Raw genomic sequence first — 13368 nt, forward strand, 5'->3', positions numbered from 1 at the left:
AACCCAGTAATAACTTCATAATATCTTTAATTCCGGGCCCATTATCAGATTGATATTTAAGATTTGGTGAATAACCAAGTGCTTGACACATGTCTTCTTGTGGTAATCTCATAATCCATTTATTATCAGCAGACATTTTTCGGTCAAATCTTACTACAGATAAGACTTTTACATCTTCAAAATATAATATCTCACAATCAGCTACCGGCAACCCAAAACCTCTTGCAATCTGGGAGCATAACCATTCATTTTCACAGCTATCACTCAAATCAATTTGATTTTGTGGAATATATCCTATGGGTAATTTAAATATGTGAGTAGTTGGTGTTTCCTTTAAAGGTCGACACCAATTGTTTTTATAATATAGAAAAGCTGTTTTTTCTTGCGCCCCAGCAATGGAAATACGGAACTCCTCATCATTATTCATCATTCCAAGAGGATTGCTCTTATAATTACGTAAAATCGAGGCCATTTGTTTTATATCCAAAGTCTCGAAGTTAATCTCTTTACTAAAATTAAGGTTTGTTCCTTCAATCAGTTGAATAGCACCCACACAATCTCTTCCGATACTGGCTAACAAGTCGAATGGTTGATCAGTTGTAATGTGAAATTTAGCTTGAATACGTGCTCTTATTTGCCGATTATCAGGCAATAAATTGTCAAAAAAATTGTAAACGACATCACCAGAGAATGATTCGCTAATAAGTGGTAGCGATAACGATACTGGACGTGCTCCTGCTGTATTTAGCCATTCATGAGCATAAGTAAACGCTAAATTACCTTGTTTTAGTTTCTCTAAGGTCCCTATCAAGCTCCCATTCATTAAAATAGTTAATACTTGCTTTCTTTTGTTCATTACCATTCATTTTTCCATTCTGAAGCTTCGTTTTCTACCCCTATTTTACTGCATATTTTTACATCGAGGTTTAGCGCTGATAATATTCTAAACAACGTTTCCAGTTGAGTGCTTTCTGGTTTATTTTCAAATCCTGAAATTGTTTTCTGCGTGAGGCCGACTAATTTACCAACCTCCAATTGACTAAGGCCTTGTTTTTTACGTTGGCTCAGAACTATTAATGCGAGTTCGTTAGGTGAACGAATAAATGCCACTGATGACTCCCTATATATTTTATTGCTAAATTTATACCCTATAAGGTATTAAATCAAATTTATACCCTATAAGGTATTAAATCAAATTTATACCCTATAAGGTATTAAATCAAATTTATACCCTACATACACACTAGGCAAGCAAGGTTGGATCCTTGTTAAGTATATTCCCTACTCAATTGATGTTAGTAAACCGTAGCTTGCTCAATCTTCCAAGCAAGCATCATCTGTTAGCGTATCGAAATTTAGTATTCTAGCTTCCGAAACCATGAACATCGAAACACCATCTGTAGATGAAAAATCACAATTACAGTTGTCTTAATTGTTGATATTCTGTGTTATCAGAGAAGCACCTCAGGGGGGGGCTTTAGAGCCCAATTAAAGCTTAGGCTTGGAGTATTTTCTTTAGTAAAATCGCATCTTCAACCCCATGATCATCTTTATAATAGTCCTTTTTAACTTCAGCAAGTTCAAATCCCATCGATTGATAAAGATGAACTGCACTCAAATTACTTGGCCGAACCTCAAGGATCACAGATGTTGTATCTGTAAATTTGGTTAAAGAATAAAGAACTGTTTGTAAGAGTTTTCTGCCTAGTCCCTTGGATTGTAGTGGTTTTGCAATACAAATATTTAAGATATGGCAGCTATGATTGTTAATGCGCGATATAATATAACCACCAAGAATGGGACTATCACCATTATTTATTTCAAGTACTCTGCAATCATAACCGACCAGAACACAGTCTCTTAATATATCTTTGCTCCATGGTGCAAGATGAACACTGGTTTCAATAGTATAAACATTGTCTATATCTGATTCCTTCATACGACGAATGTTCAGTATCATTCCATGCTCCCAGTATTTTCCTAAAAAATATTTATTTATACTGTCTTTATTTTAAATTAGAGTCTATTGACATTTCATACGAAACCTATGGCTTCGAGCTCCATAAATGCTGTGGATAAACCACAGCACCTCGGAACTCCAGATTAAATATCAACAGCTCCCTAGTAGATAAAAATATAGTCTATTTTTCACCTGGGAAACCAGGATAAAACATTAACGACACTTATGTTTCCAGTCAATGTCGTTAATAATGTTCCTAATAGAGTAAACTGTCTCGTTGGATAAACCCTCCGATCTTGTTTTATTACTCTTTATTTTTTTTCTTTTTAGGTAAATAAAGATCAGTTATCGTTCCTTCAAAAGCTTCAGCTGCTTGCGCTATAGTTTCGGACAAGGTCGGATGAGGGTGAATTGTCAGAGCAATATCTTCAACATCACAACACATTTCAATCGCTAAAGCAGTTTCCGCAATCAAATCTCCGGCATTAATCCCGACTATCCCTGCTCCCAATATACGATTTGTATCTGGGCAGAATAATAGCTTAGTCATTCCTTCCTCACGTCCCATGCTTAATGCACGACCACTTGCAGCCCAAGGGAACGTTGCTTTTTCGTAATTGATGCCTTTTTCTTTGCCTTCTTTTTCAGTTAAACCAACCCAAGCCAACTCAGGATCAGTATAGGCTACACTAGCAATACATTTTGGTTCAAAATAATGTTTCTTGCCAGCAATAACTTCTGCTGCAACTTTTCCTTCAGGTATTGCTTTATGAGCCAACATGGGTTGACCAACAACATCACCAATAGCAAAAATATGAGGTACGTTGGTTATTAATTGATTATCAACTTTAATAAATCCGCGTTCATCTACATTCACGCCCGCTTTTTCAGCATTGATCTTTCCACCATTAGGTTTCCGCCCTACTGAGACAAGAACTTGCTGGAAGCATAAAGGCTTATCTGTGCCATGCTCGCCTTCCATTGAAACATAAATACCGTCTTTTTTAGCTTCAACAGCAGTTACTTTGGTTTTTAGCAAGAATTTAACACCTTTTTTAGTCATGCGCTTTTGAAGCACGTTAACTAAATCCACGTCAGCTCCAGGTATTAGTTGATCCATAAATTCAACAACAGTAACCTCTACACCGAGGGAAGAGTAAACAGTTGCCATTTCCAAGCCAATAATTCCGCCACCTAAAACAAGCATACTTCCTTTGATATCTGCTAGCTCTAATGCTCCTGTAGAGCTGAATATTCGTTTATCTTCTGGAATAAACGGTAAATTAATAGACTCTGAACCAACAGCAATAATGGCATTATCAAATTCAACTTCAACAGGACCATCTTTTGTTTCAACAATTACTTGATGAGTGCCTGAAAATTTTCCTTCACCTGTAAGAACTTCTACTTTGCGTTGTTTGGATAATGCTTTTAATCCTCCAGTTAGTTTTGAAACTACGGAGTTTTTCCAGGCAACTAATTTCGTATTATCCAGTTTGGGTTTACCAAAGGATACACCTTGATCTGCCATTTCATGGGCTTCGTCTACAACTTTAGCTATATGCAACAAAGCTTTGGATGGAATACAACCAACATTTAAACAAACACCGCCCAGTGAATCAAACCGTTCGACCAATACTACTTTCTTCCCTAGATCTGCTGCTCTGAATGCTGCAGTATATCCACCAGGTCCACTGCCTAAAACCACAACATCAGTTTTAATTTTGTTAGCCATCGTTAATGCCTCATTTTATAAATTATAATCAAATCATCTCATAAGCTTAGAGTAAAACTCTTCTGATATCAGATAAGTTTTCACAGATGTAACGAGCAAATCGCGCGGCTTCAGCACCGTCAATAACTCGATGATCATAAGATAAAGAAAGAGGAAGCATTAATCTTGGCTTGAACTCTCCTTTATCATAAACCGGTTTCATCGATGAGCGAGATAAGCCAAGTATTGCAACTTCCGGGCTATTTACGATAGGTGTAAATGACGTTCCGCCTATGCCGCCTAAACTTGAAATTGTAAAACAACCTCCAGACATATCTGCGGGCATTAATCCTTTTTCGCGCGCTTTAGTGCTTAAACGAGCCATTTCCATAGCAATATCACCAACAGATAACTTATCAACATTTTTTATAACCGGTACTACCAGGCCATTCTCAGTTTCAACAGCAATACCAATGTTGCAATATTTTTTATAAATGAGCTCTTCGCCATTTGCACTCAATGATGAGTTAAATTGAGGAAATGCATTTAACGCTTTACTTACTACTTTGCAAACAAAGGCAAGTATTGTTAATTTATAACCTGAATTTTTAGAATGTTCGGTTTCTGATTTTCTAAAAGCTTCCAAATCGGTAATATCCGCTTCATCAAATTGAGTTACATGCGGAATGGTAATCCAGGAGCGGTGAACATTAGCCCCGGTCAATCTCTTTATTTTATTCAATGACTTAGTATCAATCTCGCCAAATTTGCTAAAGTCTATAGGCGGAACGGTTGGTAAGCTAAAACCAGTTGAAGCAGGTTGCTCACTTAATCGGCTTTTAACATAAGACTGAATGTCTTCTTTTGTAATTCGAGTTTTACGTCCGCTTCCTTTTATCAAAGCTAAATTAACGCCTAACTCTCTAGCTAAACGTCTTACAGCGGGACCTGCAGACACAATATCAGAATGCTCAATCGATTCAGAAGAAGAACTGACTGCAACTGGTGATGAGCCCGTTTTTTCAATGTCTTTAACTGGCTGCTCAGCGACCACTTGTTTCTGTTCTAGTGAATCATTTTTCTGGTCCACCGGTTCATCAGATAAAACAGCATCCAAGATCATGACCAATGATCCTTGGGCTACTTTATCGCCTAATTTGATTTTGACTTCTTTTACAGTTCCTGCATAAGGAGATGGTATGTCCATTGTAGCCTTATCCCCTTCAAGAGTGACTAAAGCCTGATCTTTTTCTATAGCCATACCGGATTTAACCAATACATCAATAACATCTACATCCGTTGCTCCGCCAATGTCAGGAATTCGAACCTCAACAGATTGTGAACCTGCACTTTGGTTTTTTTTCTCTGGCACTGAAGCGTCCTTGATCTCTTTAGCTTCGGCAGCTGCTTGGGGTTGTTTCTCTTCCTTTGCACTTTCTGCTGCTTGTTCAGAAGATGCGATTAAAATTACATCGCCCTCAGAAACTTTATCACCAACTTTTAAAGAAATACGACTGACAATTCCTTCTACTGGAGAAGGAATTTCCATACTGGCTTTATCAGACTCCAGAGTAACCAAAGGAGTATCTATAGTAATTTGATCGCCAATTTTTATTAATATTTCAATTACATCTACCTGACTGGCTCCACCGATGTCAGGGACTTTAATTTCTATTTCATTTGCCATATCTATCCTCAGCATTTAATTAAACTGTATTTTAAAATATGCTTCATCAGTTTAACTAATGGGTAACTGGATCTAATTTATCTGGATTAATCGAGTAACGCTTTATTGCGTCAGTCACTTTAGACTTGTCTATAGTTCCCTCGGCGACTAATGCATTTAAAGCTGCCAGAACAATAAATTTGGCATCAACTTCAAAGAAATGCCGTAAACGCTCTCTGGTATCGCTTCGACCATAACCATCAGTTCCTAACGTTACATAACGATTTGGTACATAAGGTCTAATCTGATCTGCGTAGATACGCATGTAATCAGTCGCGGCAATAACCGGCCCTTCTTTATCTTTTAATTGGGCGGTGACATAGCATTCTTGCGCTTTTTCATCAGGATGCAATGCGTTATGACGTTCAATAGCTAATCCATCGCGGCGTAATTCATTAAAACTGGTAACACTCCAAATGTCTGAGGTTATTGAGTAATCCTCTTCGAGCATTTGTGCCGCTTTAATGACTTCAAGCAATATAGTACCACTTCCCATTAATTGAACATGATGTTTGGATTTCTTTTTATGCTCTTTAAATACATACATCCCACGAATAATTCCATCTTCAACACCTTCAGGCATATCAGGTTGTATGTAATTTTCATTCATCACAGTAATGTAATAGAACACGCTGTCTTGTTTTTCGAACATGCGGTATAAACCATTCTGGATTACCACTGCAAGTTCATAGGCAAACGTAGGATCATAAGATACGCAGTTAGGGATCGTTGACGCAAACAAGTGACTGTGGCCGTCCTGATGCTGCAATCCTTCACCTGCTAATGTTGTTCTTCCAGCAGTACCACCAAGCAAAAAGCCTCTTGCTTGAATATCACCAGCAGCCCATGCCAAATCACCAATTCGTTGGAATCCAAACATAGAATAATAAATATAGAATGGTATCATCGCTAGTTTATTGGAACTGTATGAAGTTGCCGCAGCAATCCACGAACAAAACGCCCCAGCTTCATTAATACCCTCTTCTAGTATTTGCCCATCTTTGGCTTCACGGTAATACATGACTTGTTCACGATCAACCGGTGTATACAATTGACCAACTGGTGAGTAAATTCCAATTTGGCGGAATAAGCCTTCCATTCCAAAAGTTCTGCATTCATCAGGAACAATAGGAACAATTCTTGAATTTATATCTTTATTCTTTAATAAAATAGAAAGAATACGAACAAAAGCCATTGTTGATGAAATTTCTCTATCGCCCAAACCATGAGTAACTGAAGAAAAATCAGACAATGGTGGTATCTTTAATGCAGGAACATCTGAAGATCTAAAAGGCAAATACCCACCCAGATTTTCTCTTTGTTTTTTGATGTATTTTATTTCCGGACTATCATCAGCTGGTTTATAAAATGGAATTTCAGCTATATTCTCATCACTAACCGGGATACTAAATCTATCTCTAAATGCCTTTAGTTGTTCCAAGGTCATTTTCTTTTGTTGATGAGTAATATTTTGTCCCTCACCAGCAGCCCCCATTCCATAGCCTTTAATCGTTTTGGCTAAAATAACAGTCGGACTACCTTTATGCTCTACTGCCTGAGCATAAGCCGCGTACACTTTTTGGGGATCATGGCCACCTCTGTTTAAGCGCCAGATTTCATCATCACTCAAATTATCCACCATTTTTTTCAATTCTGGATACTGATTAAAGAAATGCTGTCTTACATAAGAGCCATCGTTAGCTTTATATGATTGATAATCGCCATCCAGACACTCCTCCATCCGTTTTTGCATCCATCCATCTTTGTCGCATGCAAATAAAGGATCCCAGCGACCGCCCCATATCACTTTTATAACATTCCAGCCTGCACCGCGAAATACACCTTCCAGTTCCTGAATAATTTTGCCATTGCCTCGAACAGGGCCATCTAATCGTTGCAGATTACAGTTAACAACAAAAATAAGGTTATCGAGCTTTTCTCTTGCTGCAATACTTAGAGCTCCAACAGATTCAGGTTCATCCATCTCGCCATCACCAAGGAAGGCCCAGACTTTACGTCCTTCTGCCTTGATTAATTCTCTGTTTTCAAGATATTTTAAAAACCGAGCCTGGTATATCGCTTGTAATGGACCAAGTCCCATTGATACAGTCGGAAATTGCCAAAAATCATGCATCAGCCATGGATGAGGATAAGACGACAATCCATCAACTTCAACTTCTTGTCTGAATTTATTCAGTTTATCTTCTGATAAACGTCCTTCAAGAAATGCCCTTGCATAGATTCCAGGAGAAGAATGTCCCTGAATATAAAGTAAATCACCACCATTTTCACCATTTGGGCCTTTAAAGAAATAATTAAAGCCTGTTTCATAGAGTGTTGATGAAGAAGCATAAGAAGCTATATGGCCGCCTAACTCAGGAGCATATTTACCTGCTCTTAACACCATAGCAACTGCATTCCAACGAATTAATGCACTGATGCGTTTACCGATACCTTCATCAGGAGGCATTTGTTTTTCTTCATATGGTTTTATAGTATTTCTGTAAGGAGTATTAATTGAACTGGTCAACTTAACTCCTTCTGCATTCGCTTTATTCAAAAGCTGTTGTAAAAGAAATGCAGCACGCTCGTTGCCGTCATTGGCAAAAACAGATTGCAAGGCATCCAGCCATTCACGCGTTTCAATTGGATCCAAATCAAAATTAGTTTCATTTGCCATCAAAAAGTTCCCCGACTTTCAAAAATTTTATGTACAGTATGGTACAGCTTGTAATCTTTTTTGTATTACACCGGTGCATCCCTGTTTGCAGGTAAGGAAATCCGAAATACAATTACATGTTACTTTCCGGCATTGTAGTGGATCACGGTAAGAATTCAACCCACGTGTAATATATCCACCTTGAACTTGCTTATCATGAACATACTCCATGTAATCTAGTGCCGCCGTATCAGAAGCAATACGAGAACACCTTGGGCAATTATCTGAACACTGTTGTTTACATGAATCAAAACGTTGCTCACATAATTGAAGACATTGATTGACATCCTTGGGCTTGGCTATGTTTTGTTGTTGAATAGCACAACCAGAAAGGACTATAAATACAGTGCAATAAAACAGACGAAAAAGATAATTCATAGTTTAGTCCTGCAATAAGTTAGAGTTAACTACAATGTTACAACCAGGCAACCAAAGTAAACAATGCAATAAAAACCACTAAAACAATTACTGCCTGTTCAACTAATGCTTCAGCCGCAGGAATTGGCACTTCTTCAACATCATCTACGCGAACTGCATGCAAACCACATTCGCTCAACAATTGGTTATTTGTGTTCGGGGTAGTCAACATATATTTTATAAATGTAGCAAACCCTCGTTGAAAATTCCCAACTAATAAAAAGAGCAATGCAGTAATTCGTGCAGGTACCCATTCCAGAATTTCAGTTACTTGTGTTGCCTGTTGATGTACAGATTCAGTAGCTCTGGATAAGCTAAACAATCTGTAAGTCAATGCAGCAATAGGCCCGCCAATTACATACCAGAAGATCACTGTAAATAATTGACCATTAACTAATGCAAAATAATGAGCGACCTCAGCATTAGGAGTATCTCCATTTGCTCCTTTACTTAGCGGATAAAAGGCATTGTCAGGTCCAAGACAATAGAAAAAAATCAATGCACTTAGAATTAAGCCTGCAAGCCCCCAAACCAAATGACAAAAAAGTAAATAAACAACTGACGTTACAGTAATAATAGGAAGAATTATGATTCCAAGCATCATCCATGGATTACAAAACAAGTGATTATCTTTAATAGATTTACTTATCAACGACACATAATTTCCAAACCAGGAAAAGCGCTGATAAGAAAGGGAGTGAATCAAAAATCGCTCACTTAGTAAGCACAAAACAACAACCATTAATTTCATTATTTTAATCCTTACGCATTTTTTCTGACAAGGCTATAGGTGTTGGATATTTCAATACAACAAGATACGATGAGACAATAAACGTTAAAATTGTTGTTGCCTGGATTAAATTAGAAGCAACATCTGAAATCAATTTAGTACTTAATGCAATACTTGCAACAAGCAAGGAAAACTCGCTTCCTTGTCCTAAACGATAGCCGACTTCTTTTGCAATCGGTTTTTTTTCACCAGATCGAACCAAAAGAATGTAAAACAACAACGGTTTAATAACCAGAATCAGAACCGCGAGGATCACAGCCGGTAAAACTACTTGAGCAGCATAACCAAAATTGAACGTAGCACCGATGGTAAAAAAGAACATAACAAGGAAAAAATCTCTTAAAGGCTTTAGACTTTCTGCAATGAACAATGATATGGGGCTCGCAGCTAAAGCGACTCCAGCTACAAAAGCACCGATATCCTCTGACAGCCCAAGCTTTTGAGCCAGTACAGACAGTCCAAGACACCAGCCGATAGAAAGTAAAAAGACATATTCCTGTGTTCTATCAAAACGAGCCAACAATTTAATGAGAATGTAGCGTTCAAAAGCAAACGCAAATAAACAAAGAGCCGGTAGCGCAATAAGAACCAGAACCAAATCGTCAAACGACAAGCCACCACCTTGATGAGCCCCGTTGATGAGAATAAGTATAATAATCGCGATAACGTCCTGCATTAAAAGAACACTTATCATTACCTCACCGGTATGCTGATGGTGCAGTATTGTTGTAGGTAATAATTTTAGCCCAATAATGGTACTTGAAAACATCATTGATGCTCCCAAAACCCATGACTCAGTAACAGTAAGCCCGAACCATCTTCCAATACAGTAGGCCATAGCAGCGAATAGTACAGAGCTGATTACAGCTATCCATGTTACCTTTTTCAGCATATGAACCAGATTTTGCGGCTGCAAATGTAACCCTAATAAAAACAATAGAAAAACAATACCAATGTCTCCAATTTGCTGTACTGTTGTAACATCAGAAACAAGTTTTAATCCCCAAGGACCAAAAACAGCCCCTAAAAGAATGTAAGCTACTAATAGCGATTGCTTAGTGTATAAAACAAGTGTGGAAAAAAATGCAGCCCCAGCAAATATTAAAAAGATTGTATAAAATACAGAGCCATCATGCATCAGTAGTGTGCCTCATTAATAAATTGGATGGTTTTAACCAAAATTAAGAGATAATTTTATCTATTAATCCACGAATTAGCTATCAATTATTATGTTTCAATAATGAATTTATTTATAAAAGTACATTTACATTCTTAAATTATAAGTGGGAGTCTCGGTGCCAAAAAAAGAGAACTGTACGAAAACAGTTCTCTTTTATTAAATTATATTAATACAGAGAACGAACCAGTTACTCCATTGCTTGCCAATTTGGATTTAAGATTGTCTGACATGGCTTTACTGCCAAACGGCCCTACCCTTACTATGTAATGCTGCTTATAGTGTTCTATGAATACTGGGGATGGAGTAATCTGTGTCAGTTTTTCTTTTAGTTTTATTGCGAATACTTCAGAAGAAAATGCCCCTGCCTGAAGATAATAGTGAGCTTCGCCCGCAGGCCCCATCAATGTTTCAATTTCTACATTAGCTGTGCCTTTGGGGAAAACCCCGAGTTTCAAAGCAGCGGCATAAGACAGATCAATGACTCTATCAGCATGAAAGGGACCACGGTCATTCACTTTAACTATTGCAACCCGGCCATTATCAAGATTTTTCACTTTGACATAAGTCGGTAATGGAAGTGTTTTATGAGCGGCAGTCATAACATACATGTCATATGGCTCGCCACTCGACGTTCTCTGCTTATGAAATTTTGTACCATACCACGACGCCACTCCTCTGGTTTTATATCCGGTAGAACTTTTCATTACTTCATAGGTTCTGCCATCCACGTAATATTCGGAAGGATTACCGTAACGACTGAGCGGTTCTTTTGTTGGAACCGGTTCTTTAAAGTTTAGTTGTTTTTGTTTCGATGGAGCACCATCCTGTTGAATAGTGTAGCGGTTATGTTTATTTTTATATCGATCATACAATGCACTGTTTTTGGAGGCTTGCGATTGAGAGTTTCCTTGTTTCCCAGTCGTTACTTCAGGCGGTCTCTTAGTCTGACAACCGGAAAGTAAAACAATGATAGCTATTAGTATTATTCGCATATTCTCTGATTTTATTATTGTTATTGAACACTAATATACCTAAAAATCAGAACGTTTCGAAGTTTTGTAGTTAATTTATTTGGAATAATTAAAGAAAAACGAAAATATAACCAATATTTTTATCATGCTATTTGGATGCGTGTAAAAGGCTGTGCTAAGATACCTGATTTTGTAACTACATCAGGTAACAACATGACTAAAGCCACGTCTTTTTTATTGACGACTCTGTTTTTTATTACATTATTGATCCAATCAAATCACTCAGTTGCTGATGATTCACTTCCGACTGCAACTGACTTGACGAGGCCTACTCCTACAGTTACTAATAAACCGTTTGTAACCCCTGCAGCTCCTGTTTTGAATGCCAAAGCATACATTCTAATTGATGTGAATAGTGGAAAAATCCTTGCAGAAAAAAACAGCGAAGAACGTCTGCCCCCCGCAAGCTTGACAAAAATGATGACATTATATGTCGTTTCTAATGCATTGCATCACGAACAAATTCACTTAAATGACAATGTCAGAGTGAGTCGGGAGGCATGGAAAATTGGTGGTTCACGAATGTTTATCAAAGAAGGACAGCAAGTTCCTGTTGAGGATTTACTGAAAGGGATTATTGTTGATTCAGGAAATGATGCATGTGTCGCTATGGCGGAACATATCGGTGGCACAGAAGGTGCATTTACTGATATTATGAATCAGCAAGCACAAAATTTAGGGATGAAAAACAGCCATTTCACTGACAGTACAGGCCTTCCTGATCCAGATTTATATACAACAGCAAAAGACCTGGCAATTTTAGGTAGAGCTCTTGTTTCAGATTTTCCACAATACTATTCCTGGTATAAGCAAAAATGGTTCACTTATAACGGCATACGCCAGCCTAACAGAAATCGCCTGTTATGGAGAGATAATCAGGTAGATGGCATAAAAACTGGCCATACGAATGAAGCAGGATATTGCCTGGTGTCTTCTGCAAAACGCGACAATATGCGTTTATTAGCCGTTGTTCTTGGCGAACCAAGCGACTCATCAAGAGCCGATGATAGTGAAAAGTTACTTAATTATGGCTTCAGATTTTTTGAAACCCACCAATTATACAAATCAGGCCAAAGCATAACGGAGCTTCCTCTTTACAAAGGTACAATAGATAAAGTTACTGTTGGCTTAACTGACGCTCAATATATAACCATACCTGCAGGACAATATCAGCGATTGAACATTTCAACAAAAATTCCAGCATATTTACAAGCGCCGATTAAAAAAGGCGACAAAATTGGTGAATTAGTTGTTCAGTTTGATAGCAATGTTGTTGCTACACGACCACTGTATGCACTACAAACAATAGAAGCTGGCGGTTTTTACACTCGATCAAAAGATGCTATTCGTCTTGCCTTTAAAGGATGGTTTGGTTCCTAGGACAACTTGAACTATGAATATCGCATATGTGAATGGAGAATATTGTCACTTGTCAGACGCAAAAATCTCGATTTTTGATCGTGGATTTCTGTTTGGTGACGCTGTCTATGAGGTTCTTCCTGTGTATCATGGGCAGCCATTTTTTGTTGATAGACATATTCAGCGCCTTAATTCAAATTTGAAAAAAATTAAAATGGAACCGCTTGAGATTGATTGGAATCAGATAATCGGTCGTCTCATAGCGGAACATAACGCAGATAATTTGCAAATTTACATTCATATAAGTCGTGGAAATCAAGGTGTCAGGAAGCATGATATACCTGCCAATCTTACCCCGTCAGTGATTGTGTTCACTATTCACAATGCATACCCAACAGAGACAGAAAAGAAAAAAGGGTTAACTGCCAAACTTCTAGAAGACAATCGATGGAATAGATGCGACATAAAAACA

General features: G+C 37.8%; 12 protein-coding genes. 2 read left to right on the forward strand and 10 right to left on the reverse strand.

The genetic code is table 11. The annotated features are described in order from the left end of the window. The 10 genes from Q0495_RS00790 to Q0495_RS00835 all read right to left on the reverse strand — a co-directional run. Window positions 1-856: HipA N-terminal domain-containing protein (locus Q0495_RS00790; protein WP_298622068.1), on the reverse strand; the 856-nt coding region annotated here is incomplete at its 3' end. Next, on the reverse strand, window positions 856-1110 hold the full coding sequence (locus Q0495_RS00795) for a helix-turn-helix domain-containing protein (RefSeq protein WP_298622070.1): 255 nt from the start codon (window positions 1108-1110) through the stop codon (window positions 856-858). The genes Q0495_RS00795 and Q0495_RS00790, both read right to left, overlap by 1 nt. 385 nt (window positions 1111-1495) lie before the next feature. Further along, window positions 1496-1960 (reverse strand): ribosomal protein S18-alanine N-acetyltransferase, encoded by a 465-nt coding sequence (gene rimI, locus Q0495_RS00800; protein ID WP_298622071.1) that lies wholly within the window; start codon window positions 1958-1960, stop codon window positions 1496-1498. Between the two features lie 304 nt (window positions 1961-2264). Further along, a complete protein-coding gene (gene lpdA, locus Q0495_RS00805) occupies window positions 2265-3695 on the reverse strand; it encodes a dihydrolipoyl dehydrogenase (protein WP_298622072.1) in 1431 nt (476 codons plus the stop codon). Between the two features lie 46 nt (window positions 3696-3741). After that, entirely contained in the window at window positions 3742-5361 is a 1620-nt protein-coding gene (gene aceF / locus Q0495_RS00810) for a dihydrolipoyllysine-residue acetyltransferase (protein WP_298622074.1), read from the reverse strand. A gap of 55 nt (window positions 5362-5416) precedes the next feature. Continuing rightward, window positions 5417-8080 (reverse strand): pyruvate dehydrogenase (acetyl-transferring), homodimeric type, encoded by a 2664-nt coding sequence (gene aceE / locus Q0495_RS00815; protein ID WP_298622076.1) that lies wholly within the window; start codon window positions 8078-8080, stop codon window positions 5417-5419. A 27-nt stretch (window positions 8081-8107) separates the two neighbouring features. After that, window positions 8108-8497, reverse strand: coding sequence for an acyltransferase (locus Q0495_RS00820; protein WP_298622077.1), 390 nt, complete (start codon window positions 8495-8497; stop codon window positions 8108-8110). Between the two features lie 37 nt (window positions 8498-8534). Then, complete coding sequence (ampE, locus tag Q0495_RS00825; RefSeq protein ID WP_298622079.1) at window positions 8535-9287, reverse strand: regulatory signaling modulator protein AmpE; 753 nt, start codon at window positions 9285-9287, stop codon at window positions 8535-8537. Between the two features lie 4 nt (window positions 9288-9291). Beyond that, window positions 9292-10464, reverse strand: coding sequence for a cation:proton antiporter (locus Q0495_RS00830; protein ID WP_298622081.1), 1173 nt, complete (start codon window positions 10462-10464; stop codon window positions 9292-9294). A 203-nt stretch (window positions 10465-10667) separates the two neighbouring features. Then, on the reverse strand, window positions 10668-11498 hold the full coding sequence (locus tag Q0495_RS00835) for a septal ring lytic transglycosylase RlpA family protein (RefSeq protein WP_298622082.1): 831 nt from the start codon (window positions 11496-11498) through the stop codon (window positions 10668-10670). Window positions 11499-11690: 192 nt separating this feature from the next. On the opposite strand from Q0495_RS00835, the gene Q0495_RS00840 reads away from it, so the two are divergent. Together Q0495_RS00840 and Q0495_RS00845 are read left to right on the forward strand one after the other, a co-directional pair. Further along, window positions 11691-12917 (forward strand): D-alanyl-D-alanine carboxypeptidase family protein, encoded by a 1227-nt coding sequence (locus tag Q0495_RS00840; protein WP_298622084.1) that lies wholly within the window; start codon window positions 11691-11693, stop codon window positions 12915-12917. 13 nt (window positions 12918-12930) lie between these two features. Then, on the forward strand, window positions 12931-13368 hold a 438-nt coding region (locus tag Q0495_RS00845), incomplete at its 3' end, for an aminotransferase class IV (protein ID WP_298622086.1).

The sequence above is a fragment of the uncultured Legionella sp. genome (assembly GCF_937871865.1).
Classification (GTDB): Bacteria; Pseudomonadota; Gammaproteobacteria; order Legionellales; family Legionellaceae; genus Legionella.